Annotated in this window: 21 protein-coding genes; 4 read left to right on the top strand and 17 right to left on the bottom strand. The window is 65.3% G+C overall.

The window, feature by feature from the left end; genetic code table 11:
• Positions 1-60 precede the first annotated feature (60 nt).
• Positions 61-1,728 (bottom strand): catalase, encoded by a 1,668-nt coding sequence (locus tag WKB88_RS08725; protein ID WP_341394136.1) that lies wholly within the window; start codon positions 1,726-1,728, stop codon positions 61-63.
• A 145-nt stretch (positions 1,729-1,873) separates the two neighbouring features.
• Here WKB88_RS08725 and WKB88_RS08730 point away from each other — a divergent pair, with 145 nt between their 5' ends.
• Positions 1,874-2,296, top strand: a complete 423-nt coding sequence (locus WKB88_RS08730; RefSeq protein WP_341394137.1) for a pyridoxamine 5'-phosphate oxidase family protein — start codon at positions 1,874-1,876, stop codon at positions 2,294-2,296.
• Positions 2,297-2,303: 7 nt separating this feature from the next.
• Here WKB88_RS08730 and WKB88_RS08735 read toward each other — a convergent pair whose 3' ends face one another.
• Positions 2,304-3,200: a phosphodiesterase gene (locus WKB88_RS08735; RefSeq protein WP_341394138.1), complete on the bottom strand. Its 897-nt coding sequence runs from the start codon at positions 3,198-3,200 to the stop codon at positions 2,304-2,306.
• A gap of 253 nt (positions 3,201-3,453) precedes the next feature.
• Here WKB88_RS08735 and WKB88_RS08740 point away from each other — a divergent pair, with 253 nt between their 5' ends.
• On the top strand, positions 3,454-4,005 hold the full coding sequence (locus tag WKB88_RS08740) for a hypothetical protein (protein WP_341394139.1): 552 nt from the start codon (positions 3,454-3,456) through the stop codon (positions 4,003-4,005).
• Between the two features lie 18 nt (positions 4,006-4,023).
• Here WKB88_RS08740 and WKB88_RS08745 read toward each other — a convergent pair whose 3' ends face one another.
• From WKB88_RS08745 to WKB88_RS08760, 4 genes are read right to left on the bottom strand one after another with little or no spacing between them, the layout of a single operon-like run.
• Positions 4,024-4,917 (bottom strand): metal ABC transporter permease, encoded by an 894-nt coding sequence (locus tag WKB88_RS08745; protein ID WP_341394140.1) that lies wholly within the window; start codon positions 4,915-4,917, stop codon positions 4,024-4,026.
• Positions 4,910-5,659: a metal ABC transporter ATP-binding protein gene (locus WKB88_RS08750; RefSeq protein WP_445818892.1), complete on the bottom strand. Its 750-nt coding sequence runs from the start codon at positions 5,657-5,659 to the stop codon at positions 4,910-4,912. The genes WKB88_RS08745 and WKB88_RS08750 overlap by 8 nt, the downstream gene beginning before the upstream one ends.
• Positions 5,660-5,685: 26 nt before the next feature.
• Positions 5,686-6,618 carry a metal ABC transporter substrate-binding protein gene (locus tag WKB88_RS08755; protein WP_341394142.1) on the bottom strand — a complete coding sequence of 311 codons (933 nt, stop codon included), beginning with the start codon at positions 6,616-6,618 and terminating at the stop codon, positions 5,686-5,688.
• A gap of 47 nt (positions 6,619-6,665) precedes the next feature.
• A complete protein-coding gene (locus WKB88_RS08760) occupies positions 6,666-7,082 on the bottom strand; it encodes an ASCH domain-containing protein (RefSeq protein WP_341394143.1) in 417 nt (138 codons plus the stop codon).
• Positions 7,083-7,181: 99 nt separating this feature from the next.
• Here WKB88_RS08760 and WKB88_RS08765 point away from each other — a divergent pair, with 99 nt between their 5' ends.
• Positions 7,182-8,117, top strand: coding sequence for an alpha/beta fold hydrolase (locus WKB88_RS08765; protein WP_341394144.1), 936 nt, complete (start codon positions 7,182-7,184; stop codon positions 8,115-8,117).
• Here the strand turns inward: WKB88_RS08765 and WKB88_RS08770 are convergent.
• The 5 genes from WKB88_RS08770 to WKB88_RS08790 form a co-directional block, all read right to left on the bottom strand.
• On the bottom strand, positions 8,114-9,574 hold the full coding sequence (locus tag WKB88_RS08770) for an SLC13 family permease (protein ID WP_341394259.1): 1,461 nt from the start codon (positions 9,572-9,574) through the stop codon (positions 8,114-8,116). The two genes, WKB88_RS08765 and WKB88_RS08770, sit on opposite strands and share 4 nt — an antisense overlap.
• Before the next feature lie 154 nt (positions 9,575-9,728).
• Positions 9,729-10,730 carry a glycine betaine ABC transporter substrate-binding protein gene (locus WKB88_RS08775; RefSeq protein WP_341394145.1) on the bottom strand — a complete coding sequence of 334 codons (1,002 nt, stop codon included), beginning with the start codon at positions 10,728-10,730 and terminating at the stop codon, positions 9,729-9,731.
• Positions 10,731-10,783: 53 nt separating this feature from the next.
• The gene (locus tag WKB88_RS08780; RefSeq protein ID WP_341394146.1) at positions 10,784-11,638 is read right to left on the bottom strand and encodes an ABC transporter permease; all 855 of its coding nucleotides are present in this window, start codon (positions 11,636-11,638) and stop codon (positions 10,784-10,786) included.
• Positions 11,635-12,867 carry an ABC transporter ATP-binding protein gene (locus tag WKB88_RS08785; RefSeq protein WP_341394147.1) on the bottom strand — a complete coding sequence of 411 codons (1,233 nt, stop codon included), beginning with the start codon at positions 12,865-12,867 and terminating at the stop codon, positions 11,635-11,637. The genes WKB88_RS08780 and WKB88_RS08785 overlap by 4 nt, the downstream gene beginning before the upstream one ends.
• Complete coding sequence (locus WKB88_RS08790) at positions 12,860-13,501, bottom strand: ABC transporter permease (RefSeq protein WP_341394148.1); 642 nt, start codon at positions 13,499-13,501, stop codon at positions 12,860-12,862. The genes WKB88_RS08785 and WKB88_RS08790 overlap by 8 nt, the downstream gene beginning before the upstream one ends.
• Positions 13,502-13,667: 166 nt before the next feature.
• Between WKB88_RS08790 and WKB88_RS08795 the strand changes: the two genes are divergently transcribed.
• Positions 13,668-14,357: an NADPH-dependent F420 reductase gene (locus tag WKB88_RS08795; RefSeq protein WP_341394149.1), complete on the top strand. Its 690-nt coding sequence runs from the start codon at positions 13,668-13,670 to the stop codon at positions 14,355-14,357.
• 49 nt (positions 14,358-14,406) lie between these two features.
• On the opposite strand, the gene WKB88_RS08800 is transcribed toward WKB88_RS08795, so the two are convergent.
• From WKB88_RS08800 to WKB88_RS08825, 6 genes are all read right to left on the bottom strand, one after another.
• Positions 14,407-15,423, bottom strand: a complete 1,017-nt coding sequence (locus WKB88_RS08800) for a zinc-binding dehydrogenase (protein WP_341394150.1) — start codon at positions 15,421-15,423, stop codon at positions 14,407-14,409.
• A 64-nt stretch (positions 15,424-15,487) separates the two neighbouring features.
• On the bottom strand, positions 15,488-16,543 hold the full coding sequence (locus WKB88_RS08805) for a zinc-dependent alcohol dehydrogenase family protein (RefSeq protein WP_341394151.1): 1,056 nt from the start codon (positions 16,541-16,543) through the stop codon (positions 15,488-15,490).
• Positions 16,544-16,627: 84 nt separating this feature from the next.
• Positions 16,628-17,038, bottom strand: coding sequence for a YchJ family protein (locus WKB88_RS08810; RefSeq protein ID WP_341394152.1), 411 nt, complete (start codon positions 17,036-17,038; stop codon positions 16,628-16,630).
• 56 nt (positions 17,039-17,094) lie between these two features.
• Positions 17,095-17,415, bottom strand: a complete 321-nt coding sequence (locus WKB88_RS08815) for a hypothetical protein (RefSeq protein ID WP_341394153.1) — start codon at positions 17,413-17,415, stop codon at positions 17,095-17,097.
• Positions 17,412-18,866 (bottom strand): serine/threonine-protein kinase, encoded by a 1,455-nt coding sequence (locus WKB88_RS08820; RefSeq protein WP_341394154.1) that lies wholly within the window; start codon positions 18,864-18,866, stop codon positions 17,412-17,414. The genes WKB88_RS08815 and WKB88_RS08820 overlap by 4 nt, the downstream gene beginning before the upstream one ends.
• 174 nt (positions 18,867-19,040) lie before the next feature.
• Positions 19,041-20,342 carry an Nramp family divalent metal transporter gene (locus tag WKB88_RS08825; protein ID WP_341394155.1) on the bottom strand — a complete coding sequence of 434 codons (1,302 nt, stop codon included), beginning with the start codon at positions 20,340-20,342 and terminating at the stop codon, positions 19,041-19,043.
• Between the last annotated feature and the right edge of the window lie 39 nt (positions 20,343-20,381).

Here is a 20,381-nt window from a genome sequence, read left to right on the forward strand (position 1 = left end):
GGACGACGACGGCGGGGCCCCCTCAGGTGCGCCCCGCCGTCGTCGTTCCCGGTACAGAAACTACCGGGTAACCACCACGTGCTCGTTGGGCACGCAGTGCGTCATGGTCAGGCCCTCGACGTTCCGCGGTCCGTTGTGGCCCAGGTTCTTCATCCGCTCGGTTTCTTCCTCATTGAGCGTCTGGGTGGCCAGCGGGCCGAGATCCTTGATCTCGTCCAGGCTGATGCCCAGGCCCTCGCCGACGCGTGCACCCAGCTCGTCATCGGTCATGTAGAAGTGCCAGAGCATGCGCTCCTGCACCGGACGGACCGCCTCGCCGACGTTGGCAATGAAGTTGGCGACCAGGTCGTCCTTCTCCCACTGCTCCATCAGCTGGTAGCGCTGGCCGGCCTGCATGTAGTCGTTCGTGCGGGGCAGGCGGGCGCGGGTCAGGCGGCCTTCGAGCTCAGGTCCGACCGCAGCCGGTGCCGTCCCGGGTGCTTCCTGCAGCCCGCCGGTGATGTTCGGCTCGTAGTTCACATGCGGGTTCTGGCCCGGCGCGAGGTCGGTGCCGAAGGACATCTGGCCGCCGCGCTGGTTGGTGGCCACGCGTGCGTTTTTCGCGGAGTTCACCGGAAGCTGCAGGTAGTTCGGGCCTACACGGTAGCGCTGGGTATCGGAGTAGCTGAACGTACGGCCAACGAGCATCTTGTCGTCGGAGAAGTCCAGGCCGTCCACCAGGACACCGGTACCGAAGGCGATCTGCTCGTTTTCGTTGTGGTGGTCCGTGACGTTGCGGTTCAGGGTCATGGTGCCCACGTACTTGGGCTCGAACTCCTGCTCCGGCCACGTCTTGGTGTCGTCCAGCGGATCGAAGTCCAGTTCCGGATGATCGTTGTCATCCATCAGCTGCACGTACAGGTCCCACTTGGGGTAGTCGCCGCGTTCGATGGCCTCGTAAAGGTCCTTCGAGGCGTGACCCAGGTCGTTGGCCTGGATGTTCGCTGCGTCTTCCTCGGTCAGGGACTTCACGCCCTGCTGCGGGAGCCAGTGGTACTTGACCAGCTTGGTGTCGCCCTGTTCGTTGACCCATTTGTAGGTATTCACTCCGAAGCCCTGCATGTGGCGGTAGTCGGCCGGGATGCCGCGCGGGCTGAAGAGATTCACCAGCATGTGCATGGCTTCGGGGGTCTGCGACATAAAGTCGAAGATGCGGGCCGGTTCCTGACGGAAGGTGACGGGGTCCGGCTTCAGGGAGTGGATCACGTCGGGGAACTTGATGGCGTCGCGGATGAAGAAGACGCCCAGATTGTTGCCCACCAGGTCCCAGTTGCCGTCTTCGGTGTAGAACTTCACGGCGAAGCCGCGCGGGTCGCGGGCGGTCTCTGAAGAGTCCCGGCCGCCGATGACAGAGGAAAGGCGGATGGCCAGGTCGGTCTTCTTGCCCGGCTCGGAGAAGAGCTTGGCGCGGGTGTACTTGGCAATGGGCTCGTCGCCCCACTTGCCGGAGGCCTCAAACTCGCCGTAGGCCACAAAACCGCGGGCGTGAACTACGCGTTCCGGGATCCGCTCGCGGTCGAAGTGGCTGATCTTTTCGAGGAGCTGGTAGTTCTCAAGGGTAGCCGGGCCGCGGGCCCCCACCGTACGGCTGTTCTGGTTGTCATAGACCGGGTGGCCCTGCCGCGTAGTCAGGTACGCCTCGGCCTGCTGCCGGCCGTCGTCGGGGTGCTGATTGTGTGGTTCCGTCATCACATTCTCTCCGGGTCGATGTCCTTGCTGATCAGGATGAAGATCTCCTTCCCTTCAACTCTGTATTGGACGGACATCACTCGTCAACCGGCGCCAGGTCACCGATGCAGTGGCGGCAAGCGTTCCTGCTTGGCAGACTGGGGCCATGACTACTGACGATCTTCCTCCCGTTGTGGAACTCACCGCTGAGCAGAGCTGGAAATACCTGGAGCAGACGTACCACGGACGCTTGGCGGTGAGCGTGAACAATCAGCCCAGTATTTACCCGCTGAATTATTACGCGCACGACGGCGTTATCCTCTTCCGCACGAGCCCGGGCACCAAGCTGGCCGAGTTGACGGTAAACGAGCACGTGGCCTTCGAGGCGGACGGGGTTCACAGCGACCAAGCCTGGTCAGTGGTGGTTAAGGGCACCACGCGCCGGCTGGAAAACCAAAGCGAAATTGACGCCGCGGACGAACTCCCGCTGCAGCCGTGGATCCGGACGCTGAAATACCGGTACGTGGAAATCCAGCCGGAAAGCATCACCGGGCGGTTCTTCAATCTGGGACCCGAACCGGAGCGGTAAGGGATTTCTAGGCCGAGGTCAGCTGCTGCGCGTCGAGAATCCGGACACCTGCTGCTTCGAGGCGACGGCGGGTCTCGGCCTCGTCCACCCGTTCGCCGACCGTCCTGTCCTCATCCAGCGGGACGACCGAATGAACCACCGAGTCCTCGTAGACGTGCACCATGTTGTACGCCTGCCCCGCGTCCTGTCCGCGGGTTCCGGGCGTGGTCAGGTCCTGCGTGTAACAGGTAGCTGACGCCACGGACACGGGGATCCCGGCAAAGGTGGCAAAGGTGGAGTAGTGCAGGTGCCCGGCGATGATGGACCGGACGTCAGTCCCCTCCAGCGCTGCGGCGAGGTCCCGCTGATGGCGCAGCTCCACCAGGACGGTCAGGTCCTGGACGCTGGGGACCGGCGGGTGGTGCATGGCCAGCACGGTGCCTTCCGGGGCGGGCGTCCGGAGGACGTCGCGGAGCCAGGTCAGCTGGGCGCCGCTGAGCTCCCCGTGGTGGTACCCCGGGACAGTGGTGTCCAGGGTAATGATTCGCAGTCCGTTGACCAGGTAAACGCGGTCCACCGGCGCCATGTCCGGAGCTTCATCCAGCAGTGCCGACTTGAAGTTCTCGCGGTTGTCGTGGTTGCCCATGGCCCAGATCACCCGGGCTCCCATGCGCTCGGCGGCAGGCAGAACAATGTCGCGGAGCTTGGCGTAGGCCTGGGGTTCGCCTTTGTCGGCCAGATCGCCGGTGAAAACAATCGCCTCGGGTTTCTGCCCGGAATCTTCCAGCCGGCTGAAGAGCTCTTCCAGTTTGGCCCGGCTGTCCACTGCTCCATAGAGCGGACCGGTGCCGCCGACCAGGTGTGTGTCGCTGAGGTGAAGAATGAAATGACGCGGCCGGGGGTGTTCGGCCGGGAGGAAATCCATGAGGACCTTCTAGTGTCGACGACAGCTGCTACTGCGTTCCTTCCCCTCCATAAAAGCAGAGTTTTGGGTTGAAGGTTAACCAAAGGCGGCGTGTTCGCCCCCCGGGTAGTTCAGGTGGTCCCCGGACGGGACTCCGCACAGGCAATCGGGCCGGCTCCGGCTCCGGCTCCGCAGGTTGGATTGCCTGCTCTGGCGCGCCGCCCCTCCCGGCCGTAGGCTCAGGGATGTCAGCGACTTCACGGAAGGACCCCCCATGAGAATCAGCCACATTCCGCTGCGTCTGGCCACCGGCGCGTACATCCTGAACTCCGGCCTGGGCAAGCGCAACCTCGACGCGGAAAGCGCCGCCGGCCTGCAGCAGATGGCCTCCAACGCCTTTCCCCAGGTCATGGACCTTGACTCGGAACGGTTCGGCAAGCTGCTGAGCGCGGCCGAGATCACCGTGGGACTGACCCTGTTGATGCCGTTCGTCCCGAGCCGGCTCGCCGGACTGGTCCTCGGAGCGTTCTCGGGCGGGATGCTCACCATGTATGCCAAGACTCCGGGCCTGACAGAAGCTGACGGCATCCGGCCCACTGCCCAGGGAACCCCGCTGGCCAAGGACGTCTGGATGGCAGGGATTGCCGCTTCCCTGATCCTGGACCGCAAAAACAGGACCAAGATCAAGGAAGTCACCAAGGTCAAGGAAGTCAAGGTGCCGGCCCCGGTCAAGGCGGGCGTTGCTGCTGCGGCAGTCAAGACGGCCAAGGATGTGGCGGGGAAAAAGGACAGGAAGAACAGCAAGAAGTCCAAGGCATCCAAATAGGCTGGAAGGGCGCCGGTGCTACCTGCGGCTGGGCATCGGGGCGTTTGCGGGTGAGCCCGCATCTGCAGCCGGTCGGCCGGCAAACAGCCGGCGCCCGAGAACCCCGTGGCGCGGCGCAAACAGATATACCAGCGTGAAGACCGTGCCCTGACAGAGGACGATCATGCCCCCGGGCGAGGTGTCCAGGTACCAGCTTAGGTACAGCCCGGCCACCGAGCACGCGACGGAGAGCACCGGCGCCACCACCAGCATCCGGTTGAACCGGTCAGTGATCAGGTGGGCGGTTGCTCCCGGAATGATCAGCATGGCCACGACCAGGATCACCCCCACCGCTTGGAGGGCAACGACGGAGGTCAGCGCCAGCAGCCCCAGCAGGGCGGCACCGAGCAGGCGCGGGCTAAGCCCGACTGCGTGGGCGTGGGTTCGGTCGAAGGCGTACAGGGTGAAATCCCGCCGCTTGAGCAGCAGTGCCAGCAGCGTCAGCCCGCCCAGAACGGCAACCTGGGTGAGGTCGCCGGCGCTGACACCGAGGATGTTGCCAAAAATGATGTGGTTCAGGTCGGTTTGGCTGGGGGTGACGGAAATCAGCACCAGCCCCAGTGCAAAGAGCGTGGTGAAGACGATCCCCATTGCCGCGTCTTCCTTGACCCGGCTGGTTCCGTTCACCAACCCGATCAGGCCCACGGCAAGGAACCCGAAAAGCACCGCGCCGACGGCGAACGGGAGTCCGGCGATGTAGGCCAGCACCACACCGGGCAGCACCGCGTGGGAAACGGCGTCTCCCATCAGCGACCAGCCGATGAGGACCAGCCAGCAGGAGAGCACCCCGCAGACCGCTGCCGCAATGACGGCCACGGCCACTGCCCGGAGCATGAAGTCGTAGCTGAGGGGATCGAGCAGGATCTCAAGCATTGCCGGCTCCGTTCCGGGGTCCACCCGCAGGGGCCGGGGCGGCCGCAGCCATCACATCCAGGCCGAAGGCACGGGCCAGGTGTTCGGGGCGGAGCACCTCGGAAGGATGCCCGTGCACCAGGACGCGGCGCATCAGCAGCACCGCCTGGTCGGCGAGGGCGGGCAGGGCCTGCAGGTCATGGGTGGAAACGAGGACGCTGCAGCCGTCGTCGGCCAGTACGCGCAGCTGGGAGGTGATCGTGGCCTCGGACCGTTTGTCCACCCCGGCAAAGGGCTCATCCAGCAGCAGGACCGAGGCTTCCTGCGCAATGCCGCGCGCCACGAAGGCCCGCTTCTTCTGTCCGCCGGAAAGGCGGCCAATCTGCCGGTCGGCAAACCCGGTGAGTTCCACCCGTTCCAGGGCACAGTCCACGGCGTTATGGTCCGCCTTCCGCGGCCGGCGGGTGAATCCCATCCGCCCGTAGCGTCCCATCATGACGACGTCGCGCACCGAGACCGGAAAGGACCAGTCCACCTCCTCGCTCTGCGGTACGTAGGCCACCTCCCCGTTGCGGCGGGCCCGGGCGGGCGGGGTTCCGTGGATCCTTACGCTTCCGGCGTCGGGTTTCACCAGCCCCATGATCGTTTTGAAGAGGGTGGATTTGCCGGAACCATTCATCCCCACCAATCCGCAGATGCAGCCGGGGTCCAGGGTGAGGCTGGCGTGTTCGAGCGCCGTGACGTCTCCGTAGCGAACGGTCACGCCGCTGACCTCGAGCGCCGGTACCCTCACTGCACACCTCCGGTGAGGCCCTTGAGGATAACGCCGCTGTCATATCGCAGCAGGTCCAGGTAGGTGGGGACGGGGCCGTCAGCCCCTGAAAGGGAATCCACGTACAGAACGCCGCCGAACTCGGCATCGCTTGCCTCGACCACCTGCTGCATGGGTGCGTCCGAGACGGTGGACTCGCAGAAGACGGCCGGGACCCCGTTCTCACGCACATACCTGATGGTGTCCGTGATCTGCTGCGGGGTGGCCTGCTGCTCCGAGTTGACCGCCCAGAGATACTGCTCGGTGAGCCCGGCATCACGCGCCAAATAGGAGAAAGCGCCTTCGCAGGTCACCAGGGCCCGCTGGTTCGGGGGAAGGGACGCGAGTTCGCCGGTCAGCTGGTCATGGACCTGCTGCAGTTCAGCCTTGTAGGCTGCCCCGTTGGCTTCATAGTCCGCTGCGTTGTCCGGATCCAAATCAGTAAAGGCGGCAACCATGTTGTCCACGTAGATCTGGCCGTTCACCGGGGACATCCAGGCGTGCGGATTGGGCGTACCGGCATACGCGTCCTCAGCGATGTCGATGGTCTGCACCCCTTCGCTGACCACGACGTGCGGTACGTCGACGTCGGCCACGAACCGGGCGAACCAGGCTTCCAGGTTCATGCCGTTGTCCAGGATCAGGTCTGCGGAGGCAGCCGTACGGAGGTCTCCCGGCGTCGGCTCATAGCCATGGATTTCGGCGCCTGGCTTTGTGATTGATTCGACCCGCAGGTGTTCACCGCCCACGTTTTCGGCCATGTCCGCCAGCACCGTAAAGGTAGTCAGCACAACAGGCCGCCCGTCTTCGGCGGGATCGGCACCGGCGGGGGCGCTGCATCCCGCGAGGACCAGCAAGCCTGTGACTGCAGCGGCAAGGGGAAGATGTCTGAAGCGAGTGTGAGAGGCCATAGCAGGACCCTAATATTAGGGTGCCCGTAAACACAAGTTCGGGATGCCTAACTCTGGATGACCCGAAACCGTTCGAGCAGCACCATCGTGCAATCGTCAACGGTGAAGGCCGGGTCCCCCAGAGCGCTGCGGAACTCCTCGCCGTGCCAAAAATCTTCGTGTGCGGCCCTCCACTCCTCGAGCGTCCCGTGCCCTTCGCCCTCGTCCCTGGCGTGCTGCAGATCCACTGCCCCGAGCGGGACCAGCCGGATGCCCGTCACTTCCAGAACGGCCAGCGGCTCCCGGCTGCTGCCGATCAGGATTGACCGGTCACCGGGACGGGGCAGCGGTTCCCCGCCGTCGTCGTCGTATTGGAGGGCCAGGCTGGTGGTACTGGTCTTCGACCCGTCCAGGATGGCCCGGACCAGCGCGTCGCGCAGCGGACCGGGAAAGGCGAATTCGGCATAGGGCAGGTGTGGTTCCATTCCAGGGAGCCTACCGCCTGGGTTGGAAGCAAAAAGTGGCGGGTGAGTCCCTGCCGTGGTTAGGTGGGCCAAGCCCGCCCTGCTATGAAAGGAAGCACCATGACCGAGGACCTGCCCGGGTTTGAGCTCTACGACTCCTTCGCGGTGGAGGCGAACGGAATCACGGTGACCGGCCGCATCTCCCGCTCCGACGCTTCCGGAGCCAAGCCGCCCCTGCTGCTTCTGCACGGGCATCCGGAGACCCACCTGATGTGGCACCGCATTGCCGATTCCCTCGCTGAAGACTTCACCGTGGTGGCCCCGGACCTGCGCGGATACGGAGGCTCTTCCAAACCGGCGGGCGACCCCGACCACTCCACCTACAGCAAGCGGGAGATGGCGAAGGACGCCGTCCGGCTGATGGAGCATTTCGGTGCCGAGCGGGGTTTCAGCAGCTTTGCGCTCTGCGCCCATGACCGGGGAGCACGGGTGGGGCACCGGATGCTGGCCGACCACCCCGGTCTGGTGTCCCGGGCAATGTTTCTGGACATAGCCCCCACCCTGGACATGTACGCCGCCACCGACCGGGCTTTTGCCGAAGCCTATTTCCACTGGTTTTTCCTGATCCAGCCGGAACCGATGCCGGAGGCCCTGATTGAAGCCAATCCGCGGGGCTACATCGAGAACATCATGGGCACCCGCTACGCAGGGCTGGCACCGTTTCCCGCTCCGGTGCTGGACGCCTATGCCGAGGCGCTCTCCTCCCCCGGTGCCGTCCATGCCATGTGCGAGGACTACCGGGCCGCCGCCACCATCGATCTGGAGCACGACCGGGCGGACCGCGCCGCCGGTCTCACCCCGGATGTCCCGCTGCGCGTGCTCTGGGGGCGTCACGGCGTCGTGCACACGCAGTTCGATGCCCTGGGACTTTGGGAAAAGGCAGTGCCCGGCGTGACCGGCAGGGCCGTGGACGCCGGGCACTATCTCCCCGAAGAAGCTCCGGGGGAAGTGCTGGCCGAGATCAGGGACTTCTTTGCGGCCTCGCGGCCGGACTAATACACAATCCCGAATACCCAGACCGCCAGGGTAAAGGTCACCAGGGTGGTCAGCACCAGGGCAATGAGATTGAGCCAGACCCCTGCCTTGACCATGTGGACAATTTCCACGTGCCCCGAAGAGAAGGCGATGGCGTTGGGCGGTGTCGCCACGGGAAGCATGAACGCGCAGGTTGCGGCAATGGCCACCGGGATGACCAACAGCATCGGGTCTACGCCGAGCCCCAGTGCAACGCCGCCGATCAGCGGCAGGAAGGTGGCCGCCGTCGCCGTGTTGCTGGTTAGCTCCGTCAGTCCCAGCACAAGGGCGGCAACGGCTGCCACGATGAGGATCAGCGGAAGCGCTTCGAGTCCGGAGACCTGCGTGCCGATCCACTCGCTCAGTCCGCTGGCGGTAAAGCGCGAGGAGAGGGCGAGCCCGCCTCCGAAGAGGATCAGGATGTCCCACGGCAGCTCCTTGGCGCTGGACCAGTCCAGCAGCGGCACGCCTTTCCTGATGTTGGCGGGAACCACGAACAGAAGCACGGCCACGCCCATGGCAATCACGGCGTCCGCGAAATTGGAATCAGGCCACAGCAGCGGCACGGTAATCCACGACGCGGCGGCGAGGACGAAGATCGCCAGGACCTGCTTTTCGCCCGCCGACATCCTGCCGAGCAGCTTGTACTCGCGCTGAATCATCTCCCTGCCGCCGGGAATCTCGCTGATCTCGGGCTTGAAAACCACACAGGTCAGCAGGTACCAGGCGATCGCCATGAAGATGACGGCCAGCGGAACCCCAACCAGCATCCATTCGCCGAAACCGATGTTCACATCATGCGTCTCCGCCATGTAGCCAACCATCAGGGCATTGGGCGGCGTCCCGATAATCGTGCCCAGCGATCCAATGGAAGCCGAGTACGCGATGCCCAGCATCAGTGCGATGCTGAAGTTCTTCGGCGCCTTCTTCTCCTTGTCCAGGTTTGCCACCAGGGTCAGCACCGAAATGCCGATCGGCAGCATCATCACCGCTGTTGCCGTGTTGGAGACCCACATGCTGAGGAACCCGGTCGCGATCATGAAACCGGCGATCAGCTGCCTCGGTTTTGTCCCGACCAGGAGCACGGTGGCCAGGGCTATGCGGCGGTGGAGGTTCCAGCGCTGCAGTGCCAGAGCCAGGAAGAACCCGCCCATGAACAGGAAAATGATGGGGTCGGCATAGGGCGGCGCAGTCTCCTTGATAGTGGAGACGTTCAGCGCCGGGAAGAGCACAAGCGGAAGCAGAGCGGTCGCTGCCAGCGGAATTGCCTCCGTCATCCACCACGCCGCCATCAGCACGGCGATGGCTGCAGTTGCCCGGGCCGGCTGGGCGACGTCCTGGGGCATCACCAAATAGACAACGACGGCGGCAACGACGCCGAGCGCCAGGCCGATCCGTTTGCGCATGAGGACCCTGCGGTCTTCAGCCGGGGCAAGCATGCCCGGGGCAGTTTCACGGGTAATCTCTGAACCTGCGTCTGTCGTACTCGGCGTCGTCAAGGGTAGTCCTCCGGGTTAGTGGGCGGGCGTGCCCCCATCCAACCCCACTTGCCGAAGGTCTGTAAAGGAACGTCCCACGTCAGATCGGGGTGCTCTACTCCGCGGGACGAACCAGGCCCTCTTCCACCATCCAGTCAAAGGCCACCTGCTCCGGTTCCTCCCCCTGCACATCCACCTTGAGGTTCAGCGAGCGCATGGTTTCGTCGTCGAGCTTTGCCGCCACCTGCTCCAGCACCGCCTCCAGTTCCGGATACTTCTGCAGGGTCTCCGTATAGATCACGGGCGCTGCGTTGTAGGCGGGAAAGTAGTTGCGGTCATCCTCCAGTACCAGCAGATCCAGGGCGTCGATCCGGCCGTCGGTGGCGAAGACCTCCCCTACGGTGCATTCGCCCTGGTCCACTGCTCCGTAAATGGCACCCGTGTCATAGATTCCGACATTCTGTTCCGGCACTACAGTGCCGCGGTTCAGTCCGTAGAGCGCAAGCATCGGGTTGAACCCGTCCTGCCGGGAATTAAACTCGGCATCCACGCAAAAGGTGAGTTCCTCCGCCGGAAGGTTTGCCAGGTCCGAAATGCTGCTCACTCCCAGTTCCTCGGCGCGGTCCCGGCTCATGGCCATGGCATAGGTGTTGTTCAGCTCCGCCGGCGCTCCCCAGGTCAGCCCGTTGGCCTGGTCTGCGTCATAGACCGCCTGCCATTGCTCCTGCTGGTCCGGAATTCCCAGCTCGTTGCCCAGATAGGTCAGCCAGGCAGTGCCGGTGTATTCCCACATCACGTCCGCCTGCCCGCTGCGCAGCAGCTCCCTGGCCGGCAGGCTGCCGGGGACGTTGCTCAGGTCCGTGACCTGGAATCCCGCCGCTTTGGACGCGAGGACCGCCATCTTGCCCAGGATGAGCTGTTCCGTGAAGTTCTTCGAGGTCACCGTCACCGACGCGTCCTCGGGCAGGCCCTCGATCCGCTCGATGCTGCCGGTAGCCACCGGCGGGACATAGGATCCCGCGGGCTGCAGTCCGCACCCGGCCAGGACCAGGACGACGACGGCGAGCGCGGCGGCCAGCGCGGCGGCGCTTCGCGAGCGCAGCGCGGAGTTCTGCATACGTGTCCCTGTCGCTGCCCGCATCCGAGTCCCTGTCCCTGTCCTCGTCCGCATCAGAGTCCTTTCGGGCGGGCCACATGCTCCACCAGCCGGCCCACCCAGTCCACCACCAGCGCCAGCAGGGCAACCATCACGGCGCCGGCGACCAGCACGCGGGGAAGGTTAAGGTTCACCCCCGTGGTGATCAGCACACCGAGTCCGCCGCCGTTGATAAAGGTGGCCAGCGCCCCGGTTCCAACCAGCAACACCAGGGCAGTGCGGATGCCGGCCAGCATCAGCGGCACCGCCAGGGGAAGCTCCACCCGGAACAGTACCCGCGATGCACTCATGCCCATGCCCCGACCGGCCTCCACGAGCCGCGCATCCACACTGTCCAGCCCCACCATGGTGTTGCGCAGCACCGGCAGCAGCGCATACAGGACCAGCGCCACCACCGCCGTCCAAAAGCCGAAGCCCAGCCAAAAGGCCAGCAGGACCACCAGGCCGATCGCCGGAGCCGCCTGGCCGATATTGACGACGGCGAGCACCGGGCCGGTCAGGAAACGCAGCGGTTTGCGGGTCAGCAGGATCCCCAGCGGAATGGCCACAACCAGGACGATTACGGCGGAAATCAGTGTCAGGCGCAGGTGTTCCATGACGTAGACCCAGAGCGTCTCGGGAGACAGAGTGGCCAGTTCGGTCTGCGACAGTTCGGCGGCCGAGAGCCAGAACAGCAGCAGGGCCACTGCAGCGGCTATCCCGGCGAGCTGCCAGATCAGTCCGCGCGCGGAGTTGTCCCGGACCGGGGCGCCGGCTGCCGTAGTGGTGTACCGGCGCTCCTTTGTGGCCGCCTCCTTCGACGCCGTTTCCCTCGGCGCAGGGGCGGGCGCAGAGGCACGGACGCGCCCGGCGGCCTGGCTGCTGCTCATGGCCGGCCTGCTTCCGTGGAACCCGCCGGAGCTTCGGGCATCCGGCGGGGAGCGGTTGCGCCGGTGCTTCCCCCGCCGGCTGCCGGGCGCCGGGCTCGTACGGACTGCAGGGTCAGGGGCGCGTCAATGACGCCGTTGAGTTTTCCCTGTGCGTCAGTAACCAGCGCGAGGCCCTCGTCTGAAATCAGGATGGTGTTCAGCGCATCTGCCAGGGAGTCGTCCGGCCCCACCAGCGGCAGGCCCGCTGCCCTGTGCTCCGGCAGGGACTGCAGTCCTTCCAGTTCCGCAACCGGGAGCCAGGCCAGGGGCCGGCCGTCGCCGTCGATGACGGCCGCGTGGTCCTGTCCGGCTTCCAGCACCCGTGCCAGCACGTCCCGCGGGCTTTCCCCGGCAGTTCCAGTGACCACCGGCAGCGCAGGAACGGCGCTGACGAGGGCCAGCCCCAGCTGCTTCAGCCCGGCGTCGGATCCAATGAACTGACGAACAAAGTCATTGGCCGGAGCAGCGAGGATCCGGTCCGGGGAATCGTACTGGACCAGCTGCCCGCCTTCGGCAAACACAGCAATCCTGTCCCCCAGCTTGACTGCCTCGTTGAAGTCGTGGGTCACGAAGACAATGGTCTTCTGCAGGTTCGAGTGAATGCTGATCAGCTCATCCTGCAGACGCTCCCGCGTGATTGGATCCACGGCACCGAACGGCTCGTCCATCAGCAGCACCGGAGGATCGGCGGCCAGGGCCCGGGCCACGCCCACCCGCTGCTGCTGCCCTCCCGAGAGTTCCTTCGGATAGCGGTCCCGGTACCGGGCCGGATCCAGCGACACCAGTTCCAGAAGCTCATCCACCCGGCGCGAGGTGCGTTGCTTGTCCCAGCCGAGCATCGAGGGAACGACGGCGACGTTCGCTGCCACGCTCATGTGCGGAAACAGGCCGCCGGCTTGGATGACGTACCCGATGCCCCGGCGCAGTTCGTCAGCGTCGGCGCCGATAATATCGCTGCCGCCGAGCAGTATCCGTCCCGAGGTGGGCTCGATCAGCCGGTTGATCATTTTCAGGGTGGTTGTTTTCCCGCAGCCGCTTGGACCGACGAGCATGACCATGTCACCGGCAGGGATCTCCATGTTCAGGTCATTGACTGCGGCGCGGTCCTGCCCCGGAAAGCGTTTGGTGACGTTTTCGAGCACGATGCCTTCGGAGGCGGGCCGGGAGGCGGAAGGATTCGTTTCAGACACGGATACCTCTCGGAATTGTGATCCTGCCCAGTCCAATGAGCAGCAGGTCAAGGATGAGGGCCAGCAGCACTACGCCGACGACTCCGGTCACCACCGATTCCAGGGCATTGGCGCCGCCCAGCCTGGACAGGCCGGAGAAGATGAAGCCGCCGAGTCCGGGGCCGAGGGCATAGGCCGCGACGGCCGCTATCCCCATCACCATCTGCCCGGAAACGCGGATGCCCGCCAGGATCACCGGCCACGCCAGCGGAAGCTCAATCCGGTAAAAGATGCGGATCCGTCCCATGCCCAGGCCCCGGGCCGCTTCGACGGTACTCGCCGGAACCTCGGACAGCCCGACAATGGCGTTGCGGAGGATCGGCAGCAGGGCAAAGAATCCCACCACGACAACGGCCGGGCGGACGCCGAATCCCAGCGGCGCGATCAGCAGCCCGATCAGGGCGAAGGACGGGATGGTCAGGCCGATGGCGCTGATGCTGTCGGCGGCCGACCGCAGCACCGGACTGCGGTAGGTCAGCGCCGCGGCCAGGACGGCCAGGACGGCGGCGGCCACCAGGCACTGGGCCACCAGGCTGAAGTGCTGCCAACTGGAAAACAGAATGTCGTTGAAGCGCTGGGAAACAAATTCATTCACGCCAAACCCGCTTCATCTCTCTGGTGGGAAGCCTGCGGTAATTCCAGCGTAGACCCGGGGCGGGGCGCGTGGGCAGGGGCCAGCCCGGCAATGGCACTGCCGGGAGCCATCCGGTGTTCAGCTCCGGAGCGGAATAATCCGGGAAAGGTGCTGTGTTGTAGCCCGCATGACTGAAACCACAAGCACCAGCCAGACCGGCTCCTCCCGGGTTCGGACCATCGGCTTCATCGGCAGCGGAAACATCGGCTCGGCGCTGGCACGGCTGGCCCTCGGGCGCGGGATGGACGTGGTGATGAGCAACTCTCGCGGGCCGGAAACCCTGCAGGCCCTGCTGTTGGAATTGGGCGACCGCGCCCGCGCCGCCACCCCGGCCGAGGCTGCCGCGGCAGGCGACGTTGTTGTCGTCAGCATTCCGCTGAAGAACTTCCGGGCTGTCCCGGCGGCGGAACTGGCCGGCAAGACGGTCATCGACACCATGAACTACTATCCGCAGCGGGACGGGAGGATTCCCGAGCTCGACGACGAATCCACCACCTCCAGCGAGCTCCTCCAGGCGCATCTGCCGGATTCGCAGGTGGTGAAGGCGTTCAACACCATTCACTTTGAACACCTGACCAGCCAGGGCTCGGCGCCAGGTACGCCGTCGCGGCGGGCGCTGCCGATTGCCGGCGACAGTGCAGAGGCGAAAAAACAGGTGGCCGCGCTGATTCACGAGTTCGGCTTTGACGTGGTCGACGCCGGTCCGCTCGCCGAAGGATGGCGCTTCCAGCCGGACACTCCGTCCTACGTCACTGCGCTGGATACGGACAGCCTCAGCGAAGCACTGGCCAAGGCTGCCCGCACGGCCGGGCCCTAACGCGGCCGGCGGTGCGGGCAGCCGGGAGGTAACTGCTCCCGGAGGGCACCTATGGAATCAGGACCAGCCGGATCGGATTGCCTTCCTTCGCATCGAGCTGTTTGACCGCCTGGACGGCTTCCCTGAGCGGCAGCCGGGCAGTAACGGACTTGGCGAAGTCCAGCCGGCCCAGCCGGGCCAGCTTCACCAGCTCCGGAACATGATGGGCCTCGGAACCGTAATGGCCCAGGATCTGCTTGCGGGCGTAGGAGAATCCGGTGCTGTCGGCGATGGTGATCGGCGTGCCGCTCAGCCCCACCAGCACCAGCCTGCCGCGCCGACCCAGGCTTTTGACGGCCTGGGCGCGGACGGCATCGACGCCGGCGAAGTCCAGCGCCGCGTCCAGGCCGCGGCCCGCCGTGGCGGCCTTCATCGCGTCGGTGAAGTCCTCCGCCAGGGGATCAAGGGCGTAGTCGGCTCCGAATTCCAGGGCACGGGCGCGGGCCTCGGCGATAGGGTCCACGGCGATGATGGGTGCGGCACCGATCAGGCGCAGCAGCTGCACTCCGTGGGCGCCGAGGCCGCCGATTCCCCAGACGCCTACCGACTCTCCCGCACGGATATCCGCGGTGGACGAAATGGCCCCCCAGGGAGTGGAGACCGCGTCGGGGATGATCGAGGCCTGGTCGAAGGGAATGCCGTCGCCAAGCTGAACCAGCACACCGGCCGGGACGACGACGTATTCGGCCCAGCCGCCGTCGTAGTCCACTCCCATGGTGAGCGTGGCGCCGTTGAGCTCGTAGCCTGCCTGGATGACAACCCGGTCCCCCGCCTGGACGGACGTGACACCCGGGCCCGGCAGCTCCACCGTGCCCGCCACTTCGTGGCCGAGCGTGACCTCGCTGCCTTGGAGAAACTGCGGCTGCAGCAGGCCCTGGATCAGATGGACATCGGAGAGGCAGACGCCGGCGGCCTCCACCTTGACCCGGACAAAGCCGGGACCGGGCTCCGGGATGGGGACTTCCTTGAGGGCAAACTCTTTGGTCTCGACGTTGAGACGGCCTGCGAGCATGGTGCCGGAGGACATGGGGACCTCTTTCGCGACGATGGGGACGGCGGATACCCGCCGTCCCCATCATGCTCCCACGACCCTAGGCGTTCAAAATGACCTTGAGCGCGTCGGTTTCCGCGGCGCGGGAGAACGTGTCGTAGGCCTCGAGGATGTCATTAAGCGGATAGCGGTGGCTGATGAATTCCTCGGCCGGGAGCTTTCCTTCCGTAATCAGCTTCAGCAGCATCGAGGTGGTGTTGGTGTTCACCAGCCCGGTGCTGATATCGATGTTCTCGATCCACAGCCGGTCCAGCTCCAGGCTGACAGGCTTGCCGTGCACGCCCACGTTGGCCACGTTGCCGCCGGGCCGGACGATCCTGGTGCACATGTCAAAGGTGGCGGGAATACCAACGGCTTCCACCGCCACGTCGACGCCCCACCCGTCAGTCTCGGCCATGATCTGCTCGCGCCAGTCCTGATCCCCGGAGTTCACGCCGTGGGTGGCGCCGAACTTGCGGGCCTGCTCCACCCGGTTCGAGTCCAGGTCCACGGCGATGATCTTGGCTGCACCGTACAGCCCCGCGGTGGAGATCACGGCCAGGCCCACGGGCCCGGCACCGATGACGGCGACGACGTCGCCGGGCTTCACCTGCCCGTACTGCACGCCGATTTCGAATCCCGTGGGAAAAATGTCGCTCAGCAGGACGCCGTGCTCCGGGGAGACGCTTTCGGGCAGCCGGTACATGGAGGTGTCGGCATACGGAACGCGGATGTACTCGGCCTGGGTGCCGTCAATCAGGTGGCCGAAGATCCAGCCGATGCCTGACTGCCCCTCGTCCCCCGTGCAGTGCGAATACAACCCTTCCTTGCAGAAGCTGCAGGATCCGTCCGCCGAGACGCAGGAAAGAATGACTTTGTCTCCGGTTTTGAAATTGTTCACCCCGGAACCGGTCTCCGTCACGGTGCCAACACCCTCGTGGCCGAGGATCCTGCCGGGCGTTACCGCCGGGACGTCACCCTTAAGAATGTGCAGGTCCGTTCCGCAGATAGTGGTGGTATCGATCTTGACGATGGCGTCCCGCGGTTCCTGGATCTTCGGATCCGGAACGTCCTTCCAGGATTTCTGTCCGGGTCCTTCGTACACGAGTGCTTTCATGGTGTCCTCATCGCTCTTCAGCTCCGTTGGGTCGGTCCTTTCCCAGCCTAGGAGCAGGGTGGAAGGGTCCGTAAGGGTCCGGGCCTATTCCCCGTCGAGGTAGAGCCAGTTCCCTCCGGTCCTGACGAAGCGGCTGGTTTCCTCCTGCACTCCGCGCTCGGCGCCGTCGCGGTAGTGGGCGCGGAACCGGACCGTCCCGCGGTCATCCAGCGGCCCGCCGGCGGCGGTATCAATGATGTCCAGCCGCCGCCACTGCAGATGCGGGTCCAGGTCAAGGGCTGCCGGACGGGTGGAGGGATGCCAGGTGTCCAGCAAATACTGTCGCTTGCCGGCGGCGAAGGCCGAATAGCGTGAGCGCATCAGCGCTTCGGCGGTGGGCGCCGTCTGTACCCCCGAGTGGTACTTGCCGCAGCAGCCGGCATAGGTTTCACCGCTGAGGCAGGGGCAGCGGTCCTCGGGTGCGGGCACGGCAAAAGCTGGATCCGGTGAAGTCATGGCTCCAGTATCTCCGGTTCCGCTGCTCCCCCGGAGCAGCTCCCCTGCCTGCCGGGCTAGTTTTCCCTCCCGGCCGGGGAAGTTTCAGTTTCCAGGCTCAGGCGCACAGCCTCGATCGCCCCGTTGATCCGGTCCGCACGGCTCCGTGAAACTTCTCCCAGCCGCAATGCCGTCTCCAACCGGGCGGACAGGCTGTCCAGCCCGGTCAGGGATTCCTCATATTCCCCCGCTGCAGCCGCTTCGGAAATTTCGGACACCTGCTGCTGAAGCTCATCAGCAGCTTTGGGTTCGAGGGTGGGGACCTCGCATCCGGTCAGGGCCGCAACAACCACCGCCGTGCCCAGAATGACCGGCAGGGTGCGCCCCCGGCACCTCACGGAGTGACGCTTTCCTGCAGCTCTTCCAGATGCTCGCCGAGCTGACCGGGAACTGCCGGATAACTCTGGTCCGGCGGGAAAACACCCAGCCGGTCAGCCACCAGGATCACGGACGTCACCAGAACGGCCATCGCGACCATGGCCAGCAGGCTCCGCCCCGCCAGCGCCAGCCGCGAGGGGCGCTGCGGCACCGTCGCAGCCGAACCTGCGGGCCGTTTCCGGGCTGACCCGACCCGGGGCGGAACCCGAGGCGGGGACACTGCCCGGTACACGCCTTTCGAGCCGGTGGAATGATGCACGTCCCGGGGCTGGGCACCGGGACCGGGACGCCAATCCGCTGCCGGAACAGGCCCGCTGTCCGGGGCCGGATCAGGCCCGCTTTCCGGAGCCGGGACGCGACCGCTGTCCGGGACCGGATCAGGGTGGGAGAGGTTTACAGGCTCGGGCTCCGGAAGCTCTTCCGGCCGGCCTGTGGTGCCGGGAGCCTCGGCCGTCCTGATCCCGCCGGCGGTGGCAACACCGCCGTCGTCCCCGTCGCCGGTTTCCCGGTCCGCCTGAGACAGAGGCAGCGACTCCGGAGACCCTCCGGAGGACCAGCGGTAGTCAAGCAGCGCCGCCGAGACCTCAGCTGCGGTTGGCCGCTGGTCCGGATCCCGTGAGGTCATGGATTTGAGCAGGGAGCACCAGTAGTTGCCCAGTTCGTCCGGCACCTCGGGGTCGCGGCTCAGCCGGGCGATGGCTGCTTCGACCGCACTGCCGCCGAATTCAATGCGGCCGGTAACGGATTCCAGCAGCACCAGGCCAAGCGAGTAGATGTCGCTGGAGAACCCGACGTCCTGGGCGCTGGCCTGCTCCGGACTCAGATAATTGGCGGTGCCCAGCGTGGCATTCGCGGCCGTGATCCGGGCGCCGTCGAGCATCCTCGCGATGCCGAAATCTGTGAGCTTGGCCCTCGGCAGGGTGCCTGTTATGACCGGCGGAAGCAGGATATTTGCCGGCTTCACGTCGCGGTGGATGACTCCCCGTCCGTGAATGTAGGCCAGTGCGCCGGCCAGCTCCGCGCCGAGGTAGGCCGCCTCGGCCGGAGGCAGCCGCTCGACGTCCCGGAGCCGCTTGCGCAGGTCCGGTCCGTCAACGAGTTCCATGACCAAAAAGGCACGGGGTTCGCCGGCTTCGCCGTCGTCGCGGCCGGCGTCGTCCTTGCCGGCATCAAAAAGTGTCACCAGGCCCGGATGGGAAAGGGACGCCAGCAACCGCATTTCGGTTTCCTGGCGGTCAACGTCGTCTGGGGCGACTGCGCTGGCCCGGAAGAGCTTTACGGCGATGTCACGGCCGAGAGCTTCATCCTGGCCCCGGTAGACGGTGGCCATGCCACCGTGGCCTATGGGTTCGTTGAGACGGTAACGCCCTGAGATGAGCCGGTTGGGGCCATCCGTTGCGAAACTTTCCATGCTGCAACCTCTTCTCCGCCCTTCAAGCGTAGCGGAGGGAAATCGTGGCGTAGATGGGCGGTGATGACTTTTTTTAGCCCCCTGCAGGGGCCTCGCGGAAGCGCACCCGCTGCGCTAAACTGCCCTGCTGTTTTGGGAAGCAGCAGGGCAGTTTGGCGGGATGTTCAGCTGCGCTTAGAACGCCTTGACGACGGCGTCTACGAGCTGCTGGATTCCAAGGACGATGAACAGCAGGGCCGTGATTCCCAGCGCGATGTTGGTATGCAGTTTGTTTGCCCAGGCCTTGGGCACCCGGGTGCCGTTGAGCAGGCCGAGCAGCGTGATGGCCAGGAACGGCATGAAGAGGGATCCGAGGACACCGTAGGCCAGGATCAGGCCGATCGGCTTGCCGAGGATGAACAGGAGCATCGGCGGGAAAGTCAGCCACAGAACGTAGAACTTGAAGTACTTGCCGCCGATGCGGGTGTCCGGATGGCCGGATTCCTTGCCCCGCATGTTACCCCAGAAGTCGGCGAACATCAGGGACACTCCGTTCCAGACGCCGATGATGGAGGAGAAGGACGCAGCCCAGAAACCCACCAGGAAGCCGGTACCGACAAAGTCGCCGTATTCAGCCTTCAGGACGTCATAAAGATCCAGCAGCCCTTCGTCGCCCGAGCTGAGGGAAACGCCTGCCGAACGGACAACTTCGGCGCCGACGATCAGCATGGCGATTACGAAGATGCCGGTCATGACGTACGCCATGGAGTTGTCGATGCGCATGACCTTCATCCACTTCGGCGTGTACCAGCCCTTTTCCCGCAGCCAGTAGCCGTAGGCCGCGAGGGTGATGGTTCCGCCGACGCCCCCGGCCAGCGCCAGGGTGTAGACGACGCCGCCCTCGGGAATGGTCGGCACCAGGCCGGCGAACATCTCCGGCAGGTTCGGGGCAGCGATGACGGCCAGCCCCACGACGGTAATGAACATGATGCCGACCAGTGCGGCGGTGATTTTCTCAAAGGTCGCATACCGGCCGAACCAGACCATGACGAACCCGGCCAGGCCCATGAAGATGGCAAACGCCCACAACGGAATCCCCGGGAACAGGGCCGCCAGCGGCAGTGCCGCGGAAGACATGGCCGTGGCTCCGTATACGAAACCCCAGATCATGATGTAGGGACCGAAGTACCAGGTGGTCCACTTCCCGAGTGAACGCCATCCTTCAAAAATGGTCTTCCCGGTAGCCAGGGTGTAGCGGCCGGCGCCTTCGACCAGGATGATCTTGAGGATCACGCCGAGGATCACTGCCCAGAGCAGCCCGTAGCCGTACTTGGAGCCCGCCACCAAAGTGGCAACCATGTCTGCCGCTCCCACGCCGGTTGCGGCCACCACCAGCCCGGGGCCGACGACCTTCCATTTGGCGGGGCGTCCGCCGTCGTCGTCCACCCGGTCCGCATGCGCGACCTGTGGCTTGGGAAGAGAACTGTTGTCGGCCATGAGCCAGAAATCCTTACTGCTGTGAATTTGGGCAGCCGC

It is taken from the genome of Arthrobacter sp. G119Y2, assembly GCF_038069765.1.
GTDB lineage: Bacteria > Actinomycetota > Actinomycetes > Actinomycetales > Micrococcaceae > Arthrobacter_B.